Source organism: Psychrobacter sp. 219-2-C, from assembly GCF_049560815.1.
GTDB classification, from domain to species: Bacteria; Pseudomonadota; Gammaproteobacteria; order Pseudomonadales; family Moraxellaceae; genus Psychrobacter; species Psychrobacter faecalis.
Genome location: NZ_CP186933.1, coordinates 231,024 through 253,457, shown reverse-complemented (window position 1 = coordinate 253,457; position 22,434 = coordinate 231,024). Strand labels below are relative to the sequence as shown.

General features: G+C 44.0%; 19 protein-coding genes. 16 read left to right on the top strand and 3 right to left on the bottom strand.

The features are described from left to right. Positions 1–13 precede the first annotated feature (13 nt). Complete coding sequence (ttcA, locus tag ACPEGP_RS01070; RefSeq protein ID WP_423813667.1) at positions 14–1,213, bottom strand: tRNA 2-thiocytidine(32) synthetase TtcA; 1,200 nt, start codon at positions 1,211–1,213, stop codon at positions 14–16. Between the two features lie 273 nt (positions 1,214–1,486). On the opposite strand from ttcA, the gene queC reads away from it, so the two are divergent. The 8 genes from queC (at position 1,487) to ACPEGP_RS01030 (ending at position 11,334) form a co-directional block, all read left to right on the top strand. Beyond that, on the top strand, positions 1,487–2,335 hold the full coding sequence (gene queC, locus ACPEGP_RS01065; RefSeq protein ID WP_423813666.1) for a 7-cyano-7-deazaguanine synthase QueC: 849 nt from the start codon (positions 1,487–1,489) through the stop codon (positions 2,333–2,335). Between the two features lie 341 nt (positions 2,336–2,676). After that, on the top strand, positions 2,677–3,006 hold the full coding sequence (locus tag ACPEGP_RS01060; protein ID WP_068408057.1) for a hypothetical protein: 330 nt from the start codon (positions 2,677–2,679) through the stop codon (positions 3,004–3,006). 171 nt (positions 3,007–3,177) lie between these two features. Beyond that, positions 3,178–3,675: a peroxiredoxin gene (locus ACPEGP_RS01055; RefSeq protein WP_198327913.1), complete on the top strand. Its 498-nt coding sequence runs from the start codon at positions 3,178–3,180 to the stop codon at positions 3,673–3,675. Positions 3,676–3,746: 71 nt separating this feature from the next. Continuing rightward, positions 3,747–5,243 (top strand): dihydrolipoyl dehydrogenase, encoded by a 1,497-nt coding sequence (locus ACPEGP_RS01050; RefSeq protein WP_423813665.1) that lies wholly within the window; start codon positions 3,747–3,749, stop codon positions 5,241–5,243. A 244-nt stretch (positions 5,244–5,487) separates the two neighbouring features. Further along, positions 5,488–6,675: a mechanosensitive ion channel family protein gene (locus ACPEGP_RS01045; protein WP_423813664.1), complete on the top strand. Its 1,188-nt coding sequence runs from the start codon at positions 5,488–5,490 to the stop codon at positions 6,673–6,675. A 204-nt stretch (positions 6,676–6,879) separates the two neighbouring features. Further along, positions 6,880–9,177 carry a bifunctional 23S rRNA (guanine(2069)-N(7))-methyltransferase RlmK/23S rRNA (guanine(2445)-N(2))-methyltransferase RlmL gene (gene rlmKL / locus ACPEGP_RS01040; RefSeq protein ID WP_423813663.1) on the top strand — a complete coding sequence of 766 codons (2,298 nt, stop codon included), beginning with the start codon at positions 6,880–6,882 and terminating at the stop codon, positions 9,175–9,177. 240 nt (positions 9,178–9,417) lie between these two features. After that, on the top strand, positions 9,418–9,993 hold the full coding sequence (locus ACPEGP_RS01035; protein WP_068408067.1) for a TerD family protein: 576 nt from the start codon (positions 9,418–9,420) through the stop codon (positions 9,991–9,993). Between the two features lie 279 nt (positions 9,994–10,272). Beyond that, a complete protein-coding gene (locus ACPEGP_RS01030) occupies positions 10,273–11,334 on the top strand; it encodes a DUF475 domain-containing protein (RefSeq protein ID WP_423813662.1) in 1,062 nt (353 codons plus the stop codon). Between the two features lie 161 nt (positions 11,335–11,495). On the opposite strand, the gene ACPEGP_RS01025 is transcribed toward ACPEGP_RS01030, so the two are convergent. Beyond that, entirely contained in the window at positions 11,496–12,155 is a 660-nt protein-coding gene (locus tag ACPEGP_RS01025; protein WP_201588881.1) for a 7-cyano-7-deazaguanine/7-aminomethyl-7-deazaguanine transporter, read from the bottom strand. 327 nt (positions 12,156–12,482) lie between these two features. Between ACPEGP_RS01025 and ACPEGP_RS01020 the strand changes: the two genes are divergently transcribed. The 3 genes from ACPEGP_RS01020 (at position 12,483) to ACPEGP_RS01010 (ending at position 14,756) form a co-directional block, all read left to right on the top strand. After that, entirely contained in the window at positions 12,483–13,058 is a 576-nt protein-coding gene (locus ACPEGP_RS01020; protein WP_068408073.1) for a TerD family protein, read from the top strand. A gap of 196 nt (positions 13,059–13,254) precedes the next feature. Further along, on the top strand, positions 13,255–14,007 hold the full coding sequence (locus ACPEGP_RS01015; RefSeq protein ID WP_198327908.1) for a TIGR00266 family protein: 753 nt from the start codon (positions 13,255–13,257) through the stop codon (positions 14,005–14,007). Positions 14,008–14,147: 140 nt separating this feature from the next. Further along, on the top strand, positions 14,148–14,756 hold the full coding sequence (locus ACPEGP_RS01010) for a TerD family protein (protein WP_068408075.1): 609 nt from the start codon (positions 14,148–14,150) through the stop codon (positions 14,754–14,756). A 108-nt stretch (positions 14,757–14,864) separates the two neighbouring features. On the opposite strand, the gene ACPEGP_RS01005 is transcribed toward ACPEGP_RS01010, so the two are convergent. Further along, a complete protein-coding gene (locus ACPEGP_RS01005) occupies positions 14,865–16,118 on the bottom strand; it encodes a TerD family protein (protein WP_423813661.1) in 1,254 nt (417 codons plus the stop codon). Between the two features lie 302 nt (positions 16,119–16,420). Here ACPEGP_RS01005 and ACPEGP_RS01000 point away from each other — a divergent pair, with 302 nt between their 5' ends. The 5 genes from ACPEGP_RS01000 (at position 16,421) to ACPEGP_RS00980 (ending at position 22,324) form a co-directional block, all read left to right on the top strand. Continuing rightward, a complete protein-coding gene (locus ACPEGP_RS01000) occupies positions 16,421–17,584 on the top strand; it encodes an ATP-grasp domain-containing protein (RefSeq protein WP_423813660.1) in 1,164 nt (387 codons plus the stop codon). 42 nt (positions 17,585–17,626) lie between these two features. Next, positions 17,627–18,886: a phosphoribosyltransferase domain-containing protein gene (locus tag ACPEGP_RS00995; RefSeq protein ID WP_423813659.1), complete on the top strand. Its 1,260-nt coding sequence runs from the start codon at positions 17,627–17,629 to the stop codon at positions 18,884–18,886. 122 nt (positions 18,887–19,008) lie between these two features. After that, the gene (locus tag ACPEGP_RS00990) at positions 19,009–19,830 is read left to right on the top strand and encodes a hypothetical protein (protein ID WP_423813658.1); all 822 of its coding nucleotides are present in this window, start codon (positions 19,009–19,011) and stop codon (positions 19,828–19,830) included. An 83-nt stretch (positions 19,831–19,913) separates the two neighbouring features. After that, positions 19,914–21,098 carry a cysteine protease StiP domain-containing protein gene (locus ACPEGP_RS00985; RefSeq protein ID WP_423813657.1) on the top strand — a complete coding sequence of 395 codons (1,185 nt, stop codon included), beginning with the start codon at positions 19,914–19,916 and terminating at the stop codon, positions 21,096–21,098. 149 nt (positions 21,099–21,247) lie between these two features. Then, positions 21,248–22,324, top strand: coding sequence for an HpcH/HpaI aldolase/citrate lyase family protein (locus ACPEGP_RS00980; protein WP_423813656.1), 1,077 nt, complete (start codon positions 21,248–21,250; stop codon positions 22,322–22,324). Positions 22,325–22,434: the final 110 nt, after the last annotated feature.

Genomic DNA, 22,434 nt, shown 5'->3' with positions numbered 1-22,434 from the left:
ATGTCTATATGATTTAAATCACCGGATTAATCGTGGGGATTTTTTGCGTGGTACGGCTAGTTTTTGCCATGCTATCGGTGCTTTCTGCCTGCTGATCATGGTCGTGGTCGTGGTTGTGATGACTGGCAAACTTCGGATTAAAAACTTGAGTTTTTGGCGCTACTGGTAAACCAATCTCAGCCAAACTGTCGGTCTGCCCTGCTTGGATATTATCGCCTTCAAATAAGCGCTCATTGTCATCGCGCTCTATGTTTAAAGTTTCAAAGTCAAACAACTCGCGATCGGCCAATTGTGACGGCGCGACGTTTTGCATCGCTTTAAAAATAGACGCCAAACGCTGTGGATGGGCGTTATCCCATTCGCGTAGCATATCATTGATAATTGCGCGTTGCAGATTGGTTTGGCTGCCGCATAGATTACACGGAATAATCGGAAATTCTTTTAAACGTGCGTATTCAATGATGTCTTTTTCTTCAACGTAAGCAAGCGGACGAATCAGTAAGTTTTGCTTATCATCGCTTAGCAGTTTTGGCGGCATGGATTTCAGAGCGCCGCCGTGGAATAAGTTTAAAAAGAAAGTCGCCAGCATATCATCGCGGTGATGACCAAGGGCGATTTTGGTGGCACCGATTTGTTTGGCAAAACCATATAGCGAACCGCGACGCAGGCGTGAGCAGGCTGAGCAGTACGTTTTACCTTCTGGCACCACGCTTTTGACGATACTATAGGTATCTTTTTCTAAAATATAATGCGCGATACCTTGCTCATTCAAATAAGTGGGCAAAATATCTTCTGGATAACCGGGCTGCTTTTGGTCAAGATTGACCGCAACGATATCAAAGCTAATCGGGGCAATGCGTTTGAGCAGCAATAAGATATCGAGCAGCGTATAACTGTCTTTACCGCCTGAAACGCAAACCATGACTACATCGCCATCTTCAATCATATTAAAATCGCGAATCGCCCATGATACTTGGCGGCGTAGCTTTTTTTGTAGCTTGCGAAATTCTGCCGTTTCAGTCGGTAAAATTTGCGTAGAGGATGTTTGCTCAGTGGTATTATTACTTATAGCCGCGCCAGCAATGTCGTCATACCCCATACTATCAGTATGTTCAGCATAACTATCCCAGCCAGTATCGGTAGAACTGGTTTTCGAAGAGGCTTCATCAAACTGAGAAGGGATTTTAGGCGTAAACAAGGTCGCGACGGTCATAAGGCACTCAATATCTTTACAAAGTTGATGTTACGGTAAAAATAAGCAGCCGTAACTTTAACAGGCTGGCTCTAAAAGCAGCGATTATAACAAATTTTGCTAACAGATTGAAAAGTCGCACAAAATTAGTGGCTTTTTGAGCCTATTTTTATCGCCACTTAAGGGCAATTAAACATATCTTCAAAGTTATGCAATAATGTCACCTTAGTTAAAATAGCCATTTCTCAAAAACTCAAGTTTTTCAAATTTCTTAAACCAACAATAGACAATACTATGACTCAAATAACTGCGCAGACCTCCTCTCCCAGTCCCAAAGACAATGCTGATTTAGAAACACTACATAAAAGCCAAAATGCCGTGGTGCTGCTATCAGGCGGGCTTGATTCCGTGACGTGTTTGTATTGGGCAAAGGCGCGCTATGCGTCTGTGACGGCGGTCAGTTTTAACTATGGTCAACGCCACAATAGCGAGCTTGTCGCTGCCAAAACCATTGCAAAGACTGCCAATGTTAACCATCGCATTATTGATATCGATATCGCCCAGCTTGGTGGCTCATCACTCACCGACCACAGCATGACTGTCCCTGATGGCGATACTAATAAATTCCCGAGTAACGATAGCGATGGCAGTGATGTCAATAATATCGATAACGTTGATAACGTTGATAACGTCGATAACGTCGATAACGTCGATAATAATGCCATTCCAAATACCTATGTGCCGGCGCGTAATACCATATTTTTATCTTATGCTTTGGCAGTCGCTGAAGTCACTGATGCTAATCATATCGTCATTGGTGTCAGTTCGGTCGACTATTCAGGCTACCCTGATTGTCGTCCAGAATATATCGCCGCCTTCGAACACATGGCAAATCTCGCCACCAAAGCTGGCGTTACTGGCCACCATTTATCGATTCAAACGCCGTTGCAGCATTTATCCAAAGCCAAAACCATTGAGCTCGGTTTAACGCTCGGGGTCGATTATGGACAGACGATCTCTTGTTATCAGGCAGATGCCAATGGTCTTGCTTGCGGTATTTGCGACAGCTGCGTCCTACGTCGCCAAGGATTTGCCCAAGCTGGGGTTTCTGATCCGACGCGTTACCAGTCTAATGAGTCTTAATAAACCTTTGGAAATATTCTCTTAAGTATTTGAAAATGCCACTATTATTATCTTAGCATAATGGCTTATTAAACATTTACGCAACATTTGCTTGCATTAACACAGCACGCTAGCGTTGTATTTTAGACGATTTACTTGCTATGGTATGGGCGACTATGTCAGTCACAAGCGACATGTACTGCTGGTTTACTAAAATATAATGAGTGACATAGATAAAAAAGCTTTTATAGTTACCTATACTTTTATCATCACTTATATAAGCCATAAAACCTGTGACCACATAACACTACCAAGATTTTATATAAAATCTGAGAAATTGACACGACCCGTAGAGGATGTTTATGAAGTTTTTGCCCGTTTTACCCCTAGCTCTTGCTGCGCTGTTTGCCTTACCACAAGCTAACGCAGCCGACATCAAACAAGACAATATCAATACCTGTGTCAATGGCGCGGTCAAATATAAAGTCGCTAATAAAAGCGATGCCACCAAGCTTTGTAACTGCACCATCGGTGTCCGTAGCAATATGACCATCGGTCAAATGTGGGAAATCGAAAGCTATGCAAAAAGTAAAAAAGACCCATCAGGTCTTCCTTACGTGAAAAAAATGCAAAAAGACTTGCAGCAATGCACCGTGGGCTTGGACCTAAAACAGCCACAAAAACCTGCCTAAGCTGCTTAAGAAAATACTTGCTACAAAATACAAAAGACTGGTCATTGCCAGTCTTTTTTGTTGCGAATGAATAAGTGAAGTGTAAAACGGAGTATTTATTTCTGCCAATCTGCCTATAATAAGACCACCTACTATAATATACGTATAACCGAAACTAATAAGGATTTTATAATGGCTAAGCCCACTACAGAGAACCTTGCCCTGCCCGATTTTCCGGTCACTATCGTGCGCGAGCTAGACGGCAATTTTATTCATGACGATATCAGCCTAAAAGAGCTGGTTGCCCATACCGATAAAGGGCTTATCTTATATTTTTATCCAAAAGACAACACCCCAGGCTGTACCACCCAAGCGACAGAATTTACTACTCATATCAATGCATTTGATGAGTTGGGCTACGATATCATCGGTGTGTCGCGCGATAGCGTTGAGTCTCACGAAAAATTCATCGCTAAGTACAATTTGCATATTCCTCTGATTAGCGACAGTGATGAGAAATTGTGCCAGTATTTTGATGTAATTAAAGAAAAAAATATGTATGGTAAAGTCAGCTTAGGTCTTGTACGCTCAGCCTTTGTCTTTGATAAAGATGGCACGCTCACCCATGCACAGCGCAATTTACGCGCAGCCGGCTACACCGAACGCTTACTTGCCACGCTCGCCCCATAATATTTTTATGATTGTTTGGCAATTTTATTTATCTCTATCGACTACTATAAAACCTTTTTTTTGTGAGTAATATGAATCAACAGACTGACAGCACCACCGATAATAACACTGATAAAAAAGCGATGCGCAAGGTAACGGTGGCGGTCATCGGCGCCGGTACCGCCGGTCAAAATGCCTTTCGCCAAGCCAGAAAACTAAAAGACGACGTCCTCATTATTAATGACGGCTCTTGGTCAACGACTTGTATTGCCGTCGGCTGTATGCCGAGTAAACTTCTCATCGCTGCTGCCGATCGCGCCTATGACACCAACCATTCTGGCGAGTTTGGTATTCATGCTACTGCTCAAATAGATGGCAAACAAGTGATGGAGCGGGTTCGCGCCGAACGCAATCATTTTGCCAGTTACGTCCAAAAGCAAGTAGAAAGCTGGCCTGCTGAGACAAAAATAGCGGGTCGCGCTTACATCAACCAACAAGGTCTCATTGAAGTCAATGACGAACTTATCGAAGCTGATAAAATTATCGTAGCGACTGGTAGTAAGCCGTTTATCCCCGATAACTGGGCGGATAAACTTGGTAAAACTTTACTCACTTCTGATACCGTCTTTGAGCTGGCTGATTTACCAAATTCACTAGCCGTCGTCGGCGCAGGTGCTATCGGCTTGGAGCTTGCACAAGCCTTTACGCGTTTGGGCGTCGAGGTCACGCTTTTTAATCGTGACAAACGCGTCGCTGGTTTAAAAGATGAGGATATCAGTAATAAAGCCATTGATTGCTTAAGTCGTGAGCTGACCATGCATTTGGGCAGCAAGATTAACGATGTCGGTCAGCAAGCAGCAGATAACGAAGGCTCAGCGGCTTTTATCGATTACGAAGACAGCGCTGGTGAAGCGCGCCAGTGGCAGGGTGAGTATGTATTGGTCGCTACGGGCCGACGCAATAATATCGCGGCCCTAGGCGTTGAAAACGTAGGGGTTGAGCTTGATGACAAAAATCGCCCAAAGCAGCTCGATAAAAAAACGGGTAAAATTGGCAATTTAGAAGTTTATATTGTCGGTGACGCCAATGCCAATTTGCCTTTATTACACGTTGCCAGTGATGAAGGTTTTAGTGCGGGTAGTATGGTCTGTAACAACAATAGCGATGCATATATCCGCCCAACTGCCGCGCCGTTTTCTATCGTCTTTTGCTCACCACAAATCGTTAACGTCGGCATGTCGCTACCTGAAATACAAGCCGATCCAGAGCTTGAATATGTGATTGGAAAAGCCAGCTTTGATAATCAAGGTCGTAGCCGCGTGATGGGTGTCAATTGTGGTCTACTGCACATTTATGGTTGCAAAAAGACAGATAGAATCTTGGGCGCAAGCATGGTTGCCCCTGATGCGGAATATATCGGTCATATATTGGCGATGGCGATTACCAATGATATGAGTATAAAGGACATGCTCGATACGCCTTTTTATCATCCGACGATACTAGAAGGTCTGCGTACGGCGTTACGTGATGTGCAGCGTATGATGAAAATTCCTTATCAGTATCACGATACTCAAGAAGGGACTTTTTAATCGACTGATAAAACCATTTTTATTAAAATTAACGTTAATATGGTTTAAGCTATTACGCGCAGCTAAGCTCAGATCGAAAATGAGCTGTGCGGTTTACGCTGATTGTTCCTTAAAAATGCTGATTGTTCCTTAGAAATTTAGCGTTAAAACTTTATTTTTAGATGATTTTATAGCTGAATTATCTTAGTATAAGCTCTTTTTACGATTCATTTGATGTAGACCCAAACTTTGCATGGATAAAACAATGGCAATCGCTGGTATTACTGACTTCTTTCAAGAGATTGTTCGCGACCTACATACCAGCCTATATATTGCTATCGGCGGTTCCATCGAAGAAGACTCACTCGACTGGACTTCTAAATCAGTAGAACTGGTGAGCACGGCCATCAAAATCCTAATACTGCTGGCGGTATTGGGATTTTTTTATTGGCTTGCCATCTATCTTATCAAAAAAAGCAAAAGCCGCATTGGTCTCAATGAACGCCGCTCCAAAATCGCCCGCTCGGTATTACGCTATATTTGGATAGTCAGCAGCTTGATTGCCATTATGAGTCAGCTAAGCTTTGAACCAGATACAGTCAAAGCCACGGCTAAAGCCAGTACGTGGGCGGGAATTTACTATGTGTTATGGGCGTCATCTGGACAAATTATACATAAGGTTTTACAGCACTATGGTCTAAACGCCTCTATTGAGCAGCTGCTCAAAAATATTTTATCAGTGCTATTACTAGTCTTCGGACTTGCCAGCGTTATGGCACAATTTGGGTTTGATATCGTATCTTTGGTAGCAGGTCTGGGGATTGCCGGTATTGCCGTGGGTTTTGCCGCCCAATCGACGCTTGCTAACTTTATCGCTGGCATTACCATTTTACTTGAGCAGTCCTTTCAAGTCGGTGACTGGGTCAACATCAATGACAATGAAGGGCGGGTTGTGGTCATCGCTTTACGCACGACCCATATTTTGACACGCGATAACATCACCGTCATCATCCCCAACTCCAATGTCGCCTCATCAGTGGTCACTAATTTGACCTCAAAAAACTTTATCCGTTTTGATATCCGTATGCGCATTGCTTTTGAAGATGATGTCGATAAGGCGCGCGAGGTTATTTTACAAGTATTGTCTGATAGTGAAGTGGTGCTAAAACGCCCTGAAACCTCAGCGACGATAGACGAGATTGGCGAATATGGGGTATTTTTTGTCATCCGTTTTTGGGTCAAGCCTGCCGCCGTTGCGCGTATGCCAAAGATTAAAGAAGCCTTGACGGAAAATATCAAACGGGCGTTCGATGAGGCAAATATCTCAACCCCCTACCCGCATATGCGCCTGCTAATGCCAAAAAACGTTGATTCTCCTATCGACACCAAACCCTTTGCAACCACGACCAAACTGATTACTGAAGACAACTCATTAAAAAAAGATGCTGAATAACGGCTCGATAATCTCAAAACCCAGTAAGTCATCATTTTTTCAACGTAGCTTTTAAACACTGCACCATAAACACTGCCACTTTAAACTATCAACTTCGTAATTATGGTAAAATTGCCAGTTAAACCTCATAATTTTAAGCCTTAAGATTTTAAACATCAGGGTTTTGAGGTGCATTATTTATCAATTTAGCCCACAGGTAACCGTATGACCGAAACTACCACGCCCAACTCCTTATCAACCGCTGCAGCCGAGTTGTCGCTTGACCTTATTATTACTTGTGCCGATGGGCTTGAAGCACCGCTACAAATTGAGCTAAGCAGCTTTGGCATTGCAAGTGAGATGAAAAGTACAGGACGCTTAGCGGTCACTGGTAGCTTGCGCGACCTTTATACCATTTGTTTATGGTCACGGGTGGCGTCGCGGGTATTGATGCTGATTAAACGTAAAAATATCAATACTGAATACGATGTGGCAGAACAGCTGTATGGCTTGGCAAAATCGGTCAATTGGACCGAGCAATTTAGCTTAGAGCAGACGTTCGCCATTCGTCTGTCTGTCGATAAGCGCGTTGCCGTCAGTCAGCAATTCGCCATGCTGCGTATCAAAGATGCGATTGCCGATACCTTTAATGAAATCTATGACAGCCGTCCGAATGTCGATAGTAAAAACCCAGATTTTTCAGTCTTTGCGACGGTCAATGATAAGCAGGCTGAGCTGTATTTAGATTTATCAGGTACCAGTTTGCACCGCCGTGGCTACCGCGTTGCCATGACTGAAGCGCCGCTAAAAGAAAACTTGGCAGCGGCGCTACTTTATAGCGCGGGTTGGCATAAGAAAAATGATGCCGGTAATGCCCCTTTTTATAATGCCCTAATCGACCCGATGTGCGGCTCTGGTACTTTCATCATTGAAGCGCTACTCATGCACTGCGATTATGCTGTCGGTATCGATAAAGCGGCCAATCAATTTGGCTTTTATCAATGGCAACATCATGATGAAGCGCTATGGCAACAGATGATTGACGATGCGCAGACGCGTTTTCGTGAAGCTTTAGAGATTATCAACGAACAACCTGATACATTGCCGCTCGTTTTGGGATTCGATGCCGATAGTGGCGCGATTTTGGCGACAGAAAAGAACTTGATTGCCGCAGGTTTGCAGGATTTATTACCGCTACTTGACCTTGAAACCCGCGCCCTCAATCAGCTCAGCCACGTTTTAAAGCCGTTAGCCGATGATGGCCGCTTAAGCAATCCTTTGGTCATTACCAACCCACCTTACGGTGAGCGCTTGGGCGATGAAGAGATGATTAAGCCATTATATCAAGCGCTTGGGCTTATCTTACAAGACAGCTTTGCGGGTAGTGGCGTCAATCCGATGCTTGGTATCTTGGCAGCCAATGTCGAACAGGTTGATATCTTGCCCATTAAAGAGCCAAAAACTTTGCGCTGCCATAATGGAGCAATCACGGTTTATTTCCGCTACGGCACCTTGATTGCTGGGCAAACAGGTAGCCTTATTAGTCGCTTTGAGAAGCGCGAGATTGCCGTGGAAGAAGGACAAGACTTTATTAACCGTTTGCAAAAAAATCTGGGCAAACTTAAAAGACTCGCTAGCAAAGACACTGTCAGCAATATTCGCGTCTACGACGCTGATTTGCCTGACTTTAAAGTGGCGATTGATTTGTATGGCGATTACGTACACGTGCAAGAATATGCGCCACCAAAAACCATTCCGGTAGAGACCGCAAAAAAACGTTTTAATTTGGCCTTGATGGGCATTCGCGAAGTGCTCAACATTAACCGCGAACAAGTTTTTATCAAAACTCGGGCACGCCAATCGGGCAACGATCAATATAGCAAGCAAGGCAGTAGCGAAAAACGCGGTAAATTTTATGTTGCGCGTGAAAATGGCGCCTATCTGTACGTCAACTTTACCGATTACCTCGATACAGGCTTGTTTATTGACCACCGCAATATGCGCGCCCGTATCAAAGACAATAGCCGCGGCAAATCGGTGCTGAACTTATTTGCTTACACTTGCACGGCAAGTGTGCACGCAGCATTGGCTGGCGCGAAGAAAGTCACCAGCGTTGACTTGTCGCAAAACTATCTTGATTGGGGCAAGCAAAACTTTGCTTTAAATGGTTTAAATGTCAGCAGCAATAAATATCAATTCGTCGCCGCTGACATTTTTGAGTGGATTAAAGGTAATACGGAACAATTTGACATTATCTTTATCGATCCGCCAACGTTTTCAAATTCAAAAAAGTTCCAAGGTACCTTTGATGTTCAACGTGACCATGCTGCCCTTATTAATCGTGCGATGAACCGCTTAACCTCTGATGGCGTGTTATATTTTTCCAACAACTTCACGCGCTTTGAGCTTGATGAGCAGTTAACCGAACGCTATGACATTATCGATATCACGCCACAAACGATAGGCTTTGATTTTAATATCAAAAAGCCGATTCATCAAAGTTTTGAGATTCGCCATCGTTAGAGATGCTTGGTTAAATATAAAAGTAGCATTTAAGCCCAGTCTTTTCCAGTCCGTCTTAGCGTACACATAACTATGACCCAATCAGCTTTGATTGGGTCATTTTTTGTTGCTATGATAGAACGTTACTAGCAACCGTTAAGCGACAGATTTATAACCGCTTTAATCCCACTTTTGCTAGCGTTTTGATTGATATAACCAAACTATCAAACCCTTAATCACTCTAATAACAAGGATAATCTCATGGCTTTATCATTAAATAAAGGCGGTAATTTATCGCTCACCAAAACTGACCCAAATTTAACCAAGCTACTTATCGGTCTTGGTTGGGATGAGCGCGCAACCTCTGGCGCTGAGTTCGACCTTGATGCCAGCGTGTTTTTGCTAAATACCGCTGGTAAAGTACGCGGCGATCATGACTTTATTTTTTACAACCAGCTAAAATCTGACAATGGTGCAATCGAACATACCGGCGATAACCGCACGGGCGAAGGCGACGGCGATGATGAAGTCGTCAAAGTAAACCTGACCCAAGTGCCTGCTGATGTCGATAAAATCGTCGTTACGGTCACGATTCATGATGCTGCTGCCCGTAGCCAAAACTTCGGTCAAGTCGCCAATGCCTTTATCCGAGTGGTCAATGAAGAAACTGGCACGGAAGTGGTACGTTTTGACTTAGCAGAAGATTACTCTGTGGAAACGGCAATGGTGTTTGGCGAAGTCTATCGTCATAACGGTGAGTGGAAATTCCGCGCCGTTGGTCAAGGCTATTCAGGCGGCTTACAAGCCATGTGTCATCAGTATGGCGTCAATATCTAACTCGATATTAACCTCTGCGAAAAACTTAGCCCATACTAAAAACAATGCCTAGACATAAACACTTCCGAAACTTAGGACAATATGGCAGCGTTATCACTTGTCATTCTGCCAGTAAAATATGGTTGCAAAATAGTCACAATTATTCCTAGCTAAAAGACTGGTAATGCTTTAAGTTTCGTTTAAAATTAGGCAAAAAAGTGGTTAGCGATAACCACTTTTTTTGTGGTTTGTGTTTATAATAGACCGACTTTAGCTTTATGCAACCAGACAGGATATGTCATGAGACATTTTTATTTAGACTTTATCTTTACCGCCATTGCATTAGCGATCGCGGCATGGTGGGGATATTCACATGGCGGGATGGGTGGTTTGATCGCAACCTTATCTATTACCGCTATTTTGGCCGTCATGGAAATCTCATTATCATTCGATAATGCGGTGGTTAATGCCTCAGTCCTGAAAGGCTGGGATGAATTTTGGAAAAAGATATTTTTAACCGTTGGTATTTTGATTGCTGTATTTGGGATGCGCCTGGTATTCCCAATCGTTATCGTAGCAGTGACGGCTGACCTTGGCGTTATGCAAGTGGTCGATTTGGCCTTAAACGATCCTAAAGAATACTCAGCTAGACTATTGGCTCACCATGCTGAAATCTCAGCCTTTGGTGGTATTTTCTTATTGCTCGTCTTCTTAAACTTTATCTTTGATGATAAAGAAGTGCACTGGTTTGATTGGTTAGAGAGCCGTTTGGCAAAGCTTGGCAAAGTAGATGCCATGAGCGTGTTTGTCGCGCTTATCGTGTTGATGATTGCCGTATCATTTGCTGACCCTGAGCAATCCGCCGCGGTATTGATTGCAGGCGTTTGGGGTATCTTAATATACCTTGGCGTACAAGTGGTCTCGGGTATGCTAGAAGGCGACCTTGAAGAAGACTTAGAAAACGCTGAAGCTGGCTCAGGTGCAGCAGCGACCAGTGCGATTATGAAAGGGGGTATTATCGGCTTTTTATATCTAGAAGTCCTTGATGCCTCATTCAGCTTCGACGGCGTGATTGGCGCCTTTGCGATTACCAATGACGTTATCGTGATTATGCTCGGTCTAGCAATCGGTGCGATGTTCGTGCGTTCGATGACTATTTTCTTAGTCGATAAAGGCACGCTTGATGAGTTTGTCTATCTCGAACATGGCGCGCATTATGCCATCGGCGCTCTAGCCATCATTATGCTATTGTCGGTGAAATTCCATGTGCCAGAGCTTATCACAGGTTTGATTGGTATTGCCTTCATTGGTTGGGCGTTGGTCGCGTCACTCAATTATCGCAAACGCCAAGCGCTCGAATAACGTCGTAATTTTAAGCGTAAGCATTAGACTCAGTTAAGTTGTTCAATGACAGGTCATAGCCATTATTGGTTATGATCTGTTTTTTTATAGTGAGTATAATATAGTGGTTGTAGATAATAGAATTATGCGCAAGGCATTAGCTTGAACCATTACCTTATGCGTTACTTATCGGCTAGCATTTTTTGCAATTTCGCCAGTATCACGCCATATAAAGGTAAAAAGATAAGCACGCCCATCACTATTTTAAACAGATAGTCCATCGCGCCAATCTCAACCCAGTGCGTTGCCATAAAAGCATCTGGGCTTTTATAAAAAGCGATGGCAAAAAAGCAGAAGCTATCGACCAGATTACCAATAAACGTCGATGCTAGGGGTGCAATCCACCACGTTTTAAGCTGGCGTAACTTATTAAAGACTTTGATATCTAACAGCTGTCCAATGACGTAAGCACTAAAGCTGGCAAGGACAATGCGAAAGACAAATAAATTAAAATCGAGCAGATGCTCATGACCGACGAACTGTCCATCTGCAAATACGACCGAAAAATAGTAAGAAATAGCGAGCGCTGGCAGCATGGCAAAGAAAATAATGCGTCTAGCGAGATGTTGACCAAAGATGCGTACGGTCAAATCTGTAATCAAAAAGATAAAAGGAAAAGTTACCGCGCCCCATGTCGTAATAAAGCCAAATAGCCCGACCGGTATTTGCACTAAATAATTACTAATGGCGATGATAAAGATATGCAGGCTGACAAGCCAGAACAACGCACGGCTGTAGCGAATGGATGTAGAGGGATTGGTCGAAATGGTACAGGTATTCATAAAGGAGGCCTTTTTTTGAGTCAGGGTGGAGGGAACCTGAGCGCGCTATTATAAATGATAATAAGATAAATAGCTAAAATAGGTCAGACATGCTCGTAACATCCTCTTATATAAGCAAAAATATAACTGTCAGATAGGCACACAAAATACACCTTGCTTAGTAAGCAAACGCTTAGTATAGTAAAACGTAATGATAGGCAGGTTATGGCGTACAGGTCGATTTATTGACCTTTTTGCGCTGAAATACTTACGCGTAAATAGCATGACTGCCCTATTTTTATTTTATAAAATCAAATCCACTTAATTATTAATCCAAAGGATATTTATATGGCTATTAGCTTAACAAAAGGCGGCAACGTAAACTTATCAAAAGAAGCCCCAGGCTTAACCAACATTACCGTTGGTCTTGGCTGGGATCCACGCGCTACTGATGGTCAAGAATTTGACTTAGACGCCATTGCCTTTTTGGTAAACGAAGCAGGCAAAGTGCGTAATGACCAAGATTTTATTTTCTTTAACAATCTAAAGTCGGACAATGGCGCGGTTGAGCACACAGGTGACAACCGTACGGGCGAAGGCGACGGTGATGATGAAAAAATCAAAATCAATCTTGCTAGTATTCCAGCAGATGTGAGTAAAGTCGCTATCTGCGCCATCATTTATGAAGGTCAAGCGCGTAACCAAAACTTTGGCCAAGTTGGCGACGCTTATATCCGTGTAGTCAATGATAATGGTCAAGCCGAAATCGCCCGTTATGACCTATCAGAAGATGGTAGCACTGAGACAGCGATGATTTTTGGTGAGTTATACCGTCATAACGGCGACTGGAAATTCCGCGCTGTTGGTCAAGGCTTTAGTGGTGGTCTAGGCCCATTAGCCTCTTCTTATGGCGTCAACGTTTAACGCTCTATAAGATATTTGTAAGACGACTATCGAAACCACTATCGCAATCGACTATTTGATTGCGATAGTTAATAAGCCATCAGGTGTGCCTGTCTAAAGCATTTGATGGCTTTAAATGTAATTGGTAGGCTTAAATTACAGATGCTCATTTTTTATAAAAAAACATTCAAGATATTAGAATAAGGATTTGCACCCCATGGCAGCGACGTTTAGCCTAATCGGCACCATTGAACCTTTTTTGCATTGTAACTTAAAAAAAGGCGATTCGATTTATTGTGAAGCCAATGCCATGGTGATGATGGAGTCGAACCTTGAGCTTAAAGGTAAGCTACAGGGCGGTCTTATGCAATCACTGATGCGCCGCTTTGCCAACGATGAATCCTTATTTCAACAGCAGATTGAAGCGGTCAATGGTGAAGGTGATTGTCTGCTAGCACCGACGCTTGATGGCGATATGCAAATCATCGATTGCGGTGCGCAGCAATACACCTTGAGCGATGGCGCGTTCGTTGCCGCACAAACGGGCATCGACATCAGAGCCAATATCCAGCGTAACCTCGGCGGCGCGGTCTTTGGTGATACCGGCGGCTTTATGGTGATGCAAACCCAAGGTAAAGGTCAAGTTGTCGTTTCTGGTTTTGGTTCGCTATTTGAGATTGATGTGACGCCTGATAAAGACGTCATCATTGATAATGGCCACGTGGTCTGCTGGGATTCAAACCTTGATTATAAGCTGTCAGTCTCGACCAGTAAGAAAAAAGGCATCATGAGCAATATTATCAATTCGGTCACCAGTGGTGAAGGCATGGTTTTAAACTTCTCAGGAACGGGCAAAGTTATCATCTGCTCACGTAATCGTGACAGCTATCAAGGCTGGTTACAAAGCATCTTAGGTACGAGCTCAGGCGGTCGCGGTGGCAGCGGTGGTTTTTTAGATAATATTTTATAATTGAAGTTGCATTCTATCATTTTAAAGTTATCGCCAAGATTGAAGCTCTAAAGCAGTGCAGAAATGAAGCACTAAAACAGCGTAGAAATTAAGCACTAAAAATTCATTAATCCCCTCACAATTATTATAAGGATTTTACCATGGCAGTTAGTTTACAAAAGGGTCAAAAAATCTCCCTCAGCAAAGAAGCTGGCGGTGAGCTTACGCAAGTAAAATTGGGTTTAGGTTGGGATGTCTTTCAAGGCCAGCAAGAGAAAAAAGGCGGCTTCTTAGGCAAGTTATTTGGCGGCGGTACGGGCGGCGACTCGATCGATTTAGACGCCTCATGCATTATGTTTGATGCCAATAAACAAGCGGTTGATGCGATTTGGTTCAGCCAGCTAAAATCAAAAGACGGTAGTATCGTCCATACAGGTGACAACCGCACAGGTGACGGTGACGGCGACGACGAAGTCATTAACGTTGATTTATCAAAAGTGCCAGCGAACGTAGTATCGTTAGTATTTACCGTTAATAGCTTTACTGGTCAGACCTTTGAAACGGTAGAAAACGCTTTTTGCCGTATCGTCAATGCCAATAACAATCAGGAAGTTGCCCGCTACAATTTATCAGCGCAAGGTGGACACACCGCAATGATTATGGCAAAAGTCTATCGTCATAATAACGAGTGGAAAATGCATGCCATTGGCGAAACTGCTTCTGGTCGTACTTTCCATGACTTGATGCCTGCTATCACGCCGCATGCGTAAATAGGTTAAGCAATCTTAATTAAGAGTTTTAGTAATCTATAAGCAATCAGCCCGTCTATATAAATAGACGGGCTGTTTTTTTAAATTATACTTTATTATCAAAAAGCCTTATTTACTACCACGCTTCCAGCTGAAGCCCCAATTAAAGGCTTTGTCCATTTCTTGATGACCTTTAAAGTATTGATTGATCCGCTCAACATTAATACTGCCATTTTGATTGACCAGACGCGCAATCGCACACATGGGCAAGTTACCTGTGCCTTCTGTCAAACGAGTTTCAATCGGCGGCTGATCTGGCACATGAATGGTCACAACGCCATCGGTTTGCGCCCAATTTGGTACGCCTTCGTAAATAAAAGCAAAGATAAAGACTTCTTCAATCTGCGACCACTGTTGCCCGTTGATATCGAGCCACTCACCGCCACTGACTTGTCCGGTTCTATCATCGGCACGGAGCAACACATAAGGCGCTGATTGTAAATTACCAAAGCGATTGCCCAAGGCCTGAATCAGCGTTTTTTCACCATTTTTCAGATGAATCATCGCTCCGACATCAAGGTCAATACCACTAGCTTTATGCTGTTTGAACAGATCACCAAGCAAGCCTTTTTTAGGCGCTCGTGTACTATTATCTGGACGTTGATTCCAGTTGAGGTTGACAGAGATTTTACCAAAATCATCGCGTTTCTTTAGATTGATGCTAGATTGGTTCTTGGTTAAGGTGATTTTACTGAGATTGATTGACGGATTTTGAGCAGCGCTAGGAATTGGCGGCGGCGTAGTTGTTTGCGGCGCACTACCCGCTTTTTGCGTGTTGATTGGCTTCTGCGTATTGATTGGTTGAGCTTGAGCTGGCGCTTCATCAGCAATCTCTACACCGAAATGTTCAGATAAGGGCTTTAGACCACCTTCAAAACCTTGGGCGATAAAACGAAACTTCCAGCTACCTTGGCGACGGTAGCATTCTGCAAGGATAATGGCTTTTTCATTACGTCCAGCAGCACTTAACTGACAAGTCATCAGCACTTGGCTGCCTTGTAAGACTTGAATCTCTACGTCACCGACTTGCGCAAGCGTTTGCGCACTAGAAAACGCAAGGGCTATCTTGTCAATACTCGCTGGCTGTACAGGTAAATTAATATCAAAAAACCCATCGCTATCATGTCCACGGAAGCTTACACTGCCATCATCGCTACGTGTCTGCCCATAAAATATCATGTCGCCATCGCCGCGTACTTTACCGTTAGTCGTCAGGCGATAAGCGGCGCAATCGATGGCGCTTTGGCTTAAAATACGGATGCTGATATTGTCCGTTGGCAGCGGCGCATTGGCACCAGCAATCAGTCGTTGAGGTTGACTCATCATTTATCCCTTAGGTTATTTATTATTTGTTAATATGGGTGCTGTTGGCTATCGCCCTATAGTAGCATGGAAAACAGCTAATTTTTACAGCGCACGGTACAGTTCAACAAGGGGTTAACAAGCCTGCAAAAACATTTTTACAAATCCTTAATGCTATTTTGTTAGCAGCATTTATAACGCTTAGCATTTGTATATAATAGCCTCTATTTTAGGTAATATGATAACGCGCTGAACGACTGACCCTCTTCAAGACTCAATTCTAGTTGTTGCACTCTATAAATTTTAATAACGCTGAGAGAATTATGAAATCCCCTGCTAACCAAAGCCCTCACACAACGTCTACTACGCCATCTGCCGTTTGGTTAGCGGAAGGTCAGTCAAGCCAGCGTGATATGCTCGCCAGCCTACAAGCATTAAAAGCCCAATCTGAGACGCCATTTAACATTATTGCTTCACACCGTCATAATAGACCTGAGATTTTTGAATTTGCCGATAGCGTATATATTGAGCCGTCTGCAAGTGCCACAGATAGCGATGAGCAAGCAGAGCTTGAGTCTGCTGAGCCAGTAATGCCGCGTTGGCAGTTTGTCTTAGAGCAAGCCAAAAATAACAACGTTAAAGTGCTACTCACGGGGCGCAATGGCATTGATTATGAAGCGCAGCGGGAAGCATTTGACGCGGCGGGTATTCGTTTATTGACTGGCGCGACAAGTGTGGCGGCGTTAGAAGCGATAGATGATAAGTTTGCCTTTATGCAGCAGTGTCATGAGCATGATATTCCCGTCGCCGAAGCGTGGCGCTTTGATAATGTCGCAGAGCTTGAATCACTCCTTGCTAGGCACGGTCATCAGCCTTTATGCGTCAAACCAGTGACAGGTATTTTTGCCCAAGGGTTTTGGCGACTTGATACCGACAAGGAAGCTGACGCACGATACGATAGCTTTGAACATTTATATTTTACCGAAGAGAAAAAAATCAATACCACGCAGTTTATTCATGCCTATGCTCACAGTCTAATGGTGCACGAGCGCCCAATTCCTATGTTGCTGATGCCATATTTGTCAGGGCAAGAATACTCTATCGATGTCGTCTGTGAATACGGCGAAGTATTGGCGGCTGTTACCCGCTATAAAACGGGTAAAATCCAGCATATCGGCTACGAGCAAGCGGTCATGGATGTGGTTACTCCACTGATTAAAGCGTTTGGCTGCAATGGTATCGTCAGCGTACAAACCAAGGCCGACGATGACGGGCAGCACCGCGTACTTGAGATTAATAGTCGCCCCTCTGGTGGTATCGGTTACACCACTCATAGCGGTGTAGATTTAACACAAGTTGCATTTGGCTATTGGCTTGGCTTAACCGCTAAGCCAAAGCTTGCAGATATTGCGCAGCAAGTCATGCCGTGCCAAGTACGCTCAATTATGGTTAGCGTAAAGATTGAAGCAGAAAATGCTAGCGAGTAAGTAAAAATAAAGACAAAAAATTGTAAGACCAAAGGAAAATAAATGCCAAATAAGCAACACAGCACGACCATTAACTTACCACGCGGCACTCTTGATTTAACTTATCAAACCAATTTTAGCGGTGACAGTAAAAACTACGAGCTAGAAGACTTGCTTGGATTTGCGCAGCGCATTAATCCTAAACGCGCATTTTTATTCGTCTCAAAAGTCTTAGGTCGCCATATTCCAGTCGCGCCTAGCACCATGCGTCATGCTTTTACGGATTTGGCAAACTTAGTACCAGATGATTTGCCTGAACCCATTTTGGTCATTGGTATGGCAGAGACGGCGGTTGGCTTATCTGCTGGCGTACATCAAGCGCTACAAACTCGATATCCAAACGCTTTATTGCTCAACTCAACCCGTCATGCACAACATAACGACGATAATACTGAAACCTTGCTAACGACTTTTAGCGAAGATCACAGTCATGCCAGCCAGCACTTAATTTATCAAAGTGCAGATACAGTAACCCAAGCGCAGCTACTAGCGAGCAAAACCTTGATTATGGTGGATGATGAAGCGTCAACGGGCAATACTTGCGTCAATGTAGTCACCGCCCTCCGTAACGCAGGTCTTGACCAGTTACAGCAAGTCCATCTGACCACTTTGGTCGATTGGTCATTAAATCAGAACCAGAGTCACGCAAACGCCGATGACACTATCGCGACGCGCTTATCAAATATCGAATTTCATCGTCATCACCTACTATCTGGCGCGTGGCAATGGACGGATGCGCCTAATCCTGAGCCGATTACCATGCCATCGGTCGATACCACTGAGGCTGGCAGTTATGCGCTAGGCGATACTGGCAACTGGGGACGATTCCCAACCTTAGACAGCACGGATGGTTTTGCTTTTTATCTTACGAAGTTTCAAGCAGCATTTAACCTTTTTAATCAGCAAGCCCAATCTGAAAAAGCCTCGTTTGAGAAAGAACAGTTGCCACAGCGGATTTTAGTACTGGGCAGTAATGAGTTTGTTTGGTTGCCGTTTTTATTGGCAGAATGGCTTGAGACGCAAACTCAAAACGCTACGGTTAAGTTTAGTGCATTAACCCGCTCGCCGATTGCCCTTGGGGGCGCGATTACTACGATGCTCAGTTTTAGCGATAACTATGGGCTTGGTATGACCAACTTTGCTTATAATGTTGAGCCTAGCGATTGGGACTTGATTGTCTTGTGCGTGGAAACATCGGCGGATAGCGTCGATGAGATGTGGAAAGATTTGGATAATGTGTTGGTGGTGAGTCCGACGCTTTAAGCTGCTTTATAAAAGTTAGCTTACCAAGGCTATCTTATAAAAGCTGTCCTATTAAAACTATCCTTTAAATCCTACTTTGTTTCTTATATCTAACCCTTACGCACGCTTTTATGGCAAATACTATGACTAGCCCATTTTTTCAAGCCAATCCCGATATTATCAAACCCTACGCGCTGATGGATTTAGACGATACGCTTTTTCAAACCCAACGTAAAATTGATGCATGGGAATTGCCAACGTCTGAACCTGAAAATCTAGTTTGCGCGACCGTTAATAAACAAGGTAAGCCACTAAGTTTTATGAGTCAGCGTCAAGCCGCATTCTTTAATTGGTTACTAGCTAGCACTGATCTAATCGTAGTGACAGCACGCGATCGCAGTGAAATAAAACGCGTTAAGCTGCCTTTTGATAGTTGGCAGGTCTTAACACACGGTGCCATTATTCTTGATAGAGACGGTGCGCTACAAGCCCAGTGGCAACAGCGTATGCATAGTCAGCTTGCACCACTACAGGATAAGTTGCAGCAGCTTAGCCAATTATTTGCCAATCACAGTAAAAATGACATTAGCCAGCTGGTATTTACACCGCATATCGATCACTTTAATAATGGCGCTGTTAATGAAGCGCTGACCATTTACCTGGCTATTAAACATGGGCAAAAGGACCATCAAGCGTTAGTAGAGCTCGCTAAAAAGTTACCAACGTTAATACGTAACTTTGAGCAAGATTTTTATGTGCATGTGAATGCCAATAATCTGGCGATATTGCCGCACGCGGTTCATAAACGCCATGCAGTACAGTTCTTATTAGACCAGCATTTAGACCATCAGCGTCCAAGCTTTGGTTTTGGTGATAGCTTGGCCGATTTACCATTTTTGCAACTACTTGATTGGTACGGCATGCCGAATAATGGTCAGCTACATGAGCGCTTTAGCTCGCAGTAATTCTAAACGTTTGACCTCTCCTAAGGCGTGTCCTCATTTTAAAAACAATAATAGAACGCATTTTTGTAAGTAGAAACTATCTTATGACACATCCTATAGCTAACCCTAATATGCGAAAAATCCAAGAATACGGCTCAGGCAGCTACCTTGCCAGCGATGTGACCGTACTGCTTGATATCGTTGATAAAGACGCGGTTGCTGATGTACCCGTCAGCCAAAAAGAAGCGCTGATCCAAAGCGGTCAGCGCCATTATTCTGATATGTTGACATTAGAGCATACGCCGACTGCCATGCATGAGCAATTGTATCAGCAGGCATTAGCGCAAGGTACAACCAGAACCGCAACTGATATCGCTAACTTGGCTTATACGCTACATCATATTTTTCAGCAAACGGTAAGTACTGAACGTCCATTAATATTAGTCAGCTTGGTACGCGCAGGTTTACCCATTGGCGTATTGTTGCAGCGGGCATTAGCAGATGCTGATAGCAGCTATGCGTTGCCAAGTGTGCATTATGGTATCAGTATCATTCGCGATCGCGGACTTGATCCAGTCGCGCTGCAGATGATATTGGCTGCTCATCCAGACAGCACCATCATATTTGTCGACGGCTGGACGGGCAAAGGGGCAATTTATCAAGAGCTGGCTCGCAGCTTAGACGCCTTTAGTGACCCTAATCATCCAAATTTTGCCAATATTTTCCATCAAGGTGAGAATGTTATTCCGCTACTGACCCTTGCTGACCCCGCAGGCGTTGCTTGGTTGGCGGCAAGTGAGGAAGATTGGCTGATTCCATCAGGGTTATTAAACAGCACGGTATCTGGGCTGATATCACGCAGCTTATATACCGAGCCGCAATCGGGGCTACATCGTAGCGTCTTTTATGATAACTTGGTTGCGGTAGACCATAGCCTAGCCTTTGTTGATCATATTGATAGCACGCGGCGTGCATTGTCTACATCTCCACAATACTTGCAAACGTTTAAGCAACCACGCTATCAGACGGCGGATTTAATCGATATGCTAGCAGCAGAGTATGACATTAGCAATCGCAACCGTATTAAGCCGACCATTGCAGAGGCGACACGGGCGATATTACGCCGTGATCCTGAATGTATCTTACTGGCCACCGCCGATCACCCTGGTACGGTGTTGTTGCGGCATTTATGTAGCGAGCGTAATATCAATATCACAGTATTAGGTGCTAAAATACTCCCCTATCAAGCGATTACACTGATCAAGCAGCGGTCAACAAACCGTCCATGATTTATTAATGTATTGATGCCCTGATATAATGATGTCTTGCGAAAGAAATGCATTAATACTGCATCAGCAGCGCTGTTTTTATCATACGTCCTTACGCTATGAGCCTCCCTCTATAAACCATTCATTTATCACTATCTACGATGCCAACTATGTCCGATATACCGCACAACGAGTCCAACCTTTATAACAACAATCAGTCTTACGCCCACCTGATTACTGAGCGTCATGCGATGCTTAAGCCGCTTACCCATCATCCGTATCAGTTGGGTGCCAGTCTTTACATGCCTGCGACGCGGCAAGATATTTGGCAGGTCATTACGCGTGAAAAATTACCGACCATTAACAGTATTATTATCTGCTTAGAAGATGCGGTCAGCCATGGCGATGTTGAGCTGGCGCTCATACGCCTGCAAACGCTGCTACATACGTGGGCGGCGCATGTCGATAGTATCAATGACCCTGCAAAAAAAGAGAACATTCAATCAAAAGCGCAAACTGCTCAACCAACCAGACCGTTAGTATTTATTCGCCCGCGTCATCCGGCGATGCTAGAGCAGCTGGCAGATTTTGCTCATATTGATTTGGTCGACGGTTTTGTGATGCCAAAAGTTGATATGTATAGCTTGTCTAATTGGCGCATGGCGTCTCAGAATTTAAGCACTGAGCAGCTATTGATGCCGACGCTTGAGACGGCAGCGCTCTTTAATCCTCATCACAATCAAGAATTGGCGATTGGCTTTAAAGAAGCCTTCAGCCAGCCCGTTTTTGCCCTGCGTATCGGTGGTAACGACTTATTTGCCGCACTGCGTTTACGCCGTCCTAAAAATAGCATCGTTTATGATACCCCGATTGGTACGCTCGCCTATCAGCTGCTTGGCTGCTTTGTACCGCATGGTTTTTATCTTACCGCACCGGTATTTGAATACTTAGAACAGCCAACGCTGTTTATGAAAGAGCTGATGCATGATGTAAACTTAGGACTGGTCGGCAAAACGGTCATTCACCCAAGCCAGATTGCTTTGGTACAGCAAGCGTATTGCGTACCGTTAAGCACCTTGGATGAAGCGCAGGCAATCTTACATAGCGAGGCAAAAGCGGTATTTAAATATAATGATACGATGCTCGAGCCTGCCACGCACCGTGCATGGGCCACCGAAATCGTCAATCGCGCTGAGGTTTTTGGCACCCTTGATGATATTAATAGCGACTATACGACCCGCTTATAAATAAAGACGTTAGCCTGACTCTTTTATAGTATTTTTTAAAACTGCCGCTTTAACGTTAATCTGTTAGTCTAAGTTTCAATAAAAAAGCCGTTATCCTATTTAAGTTAACG

Coding starts and splice junctions, on each gene's coding strand:
- ttcA (WP_423813667.1), bottom strand. CDS start 1,213: ATGACCGTCGCGACCTTGTTTACGCCTAAAATCCCTTCTCAGTTTGAT.
- queC (WP_423813666.1), top strand. CDS start 1,487: ATGACTCAAATAACTGCGCAGACCTCCTCTCCCAGTCCCAAAGACAAT.
- ACPEGP_RS01060 (WP_068408057.1), top strand. CDS start 2,677: ATGAAGTTTTTGCCCGTTTTACCCCTAGCTCTTGCTGCGCTGTTTGCC.
- ACPEGP_RS01055 (WP_198327913.1), top strand. CDS start 3,178: ATGGCTAAGCCCACTACAGAGAACCTTGCCCTGCCCGATTTTCCGGTC.
- ACPEGP_RS01050 (WP_423813665.1), top strand. CDS start 3,747: ATGAATCAACAGACTGACAGCACCACCGATAATAACACTGATAAAAAA.
- ACPEGP_RS01045 (WP_423813664.1), top strand. CDS start 5,488: ATGGCAATCGCTGGTATTACTGACTTCTTTCAAGAGATTGTTCGCGAC.
- rlmKL (WP_423813663.1), top strand. CDS start 6,880: ATGACCGAAACTACCACGCCCAACTCCTTATCAACCGCTGCAGCCGAG.
- ACPEGP_RS01035 (WP_068408067.1), top strand. CDS start 9,418: ATGGCTTTATCATTAAATAAAGGCGGTAATTTATCGCTCACCAAAACT.
- ACPEGP_RS01030 (WP_423813662.1), top strand. CDS start 10,273: ATGAGACATTTTTATTTAGACTTTATCTTTACCGCCATTGCATTAGCG.
- ACPEGP_RS01025 (WP_201588881.1), bottom strand. CDS start 12,155: ATGAATACCTGTACCATTTCGACCAATCCCTCTACATCCATTCGCTAC.
- ACPEGP_RS01020 (WP_068408073.1), top strand. CDS start 12,483: ATGGCTATTAGCTTAACAAAAGGCGGCAACGTAAACTTATCAAAAGAA.
- ACPEGP_RS01015 (WP_198327908.1), top strand. CDS start 13,255: ATGGCAGCGACGTTTAGCCTAATCGGCACCATTGAACCTTTTTTGCAT.
- ACPEGP_RS01010 (WP_068408075.1), top strand. CDS start 14,148: ATGGCAGTTAGTTTACAAAAGGGTCAAAAAATCTCCCTCAGCAAAGAA.
- ACPEGP_RS01005 (WP_423813661.1), bottom strand. CDS start 16,118: ATGAGTCAACCTCAACGACTGATTGCTGGTGCCAATGCGCCGCTGCCA.
- ACPEGP_RS01000 (WP_423813660.1), top strand. CDS start 16,421: ATGAAATCCCCTGCTAACCAAAGCCCTCACACAACGTCTACTACGCCA.
- ACPEGP_RS00995 (WP_423813659.1), top strand. CDS start 17,627: ATGCCAAATAAGCAACACAGCACGACCATTAACTTACCACGCGGCACT.
- ACPEGP_RS00990 (WP_423813658.1), top strand. CDS start 19,009: ATGACTAGCCCATTTTTTCAAGCCAATCCCGATATTATCAAACCCTAC.
- ACPEGP_RS00985 (WP_423813657.1), top strand. CDS start 19,914: ATGACACATCCTATAGCTAACCCTAATATGCGAAAAATCCAAGAATAC.
- ACPEGP_RS00980 (WP_423813656.1), top strand. CDS start 21,248: ATGTCCGATATACCGCACAACGAGTCCAACCTTTATAACAACAATCAG.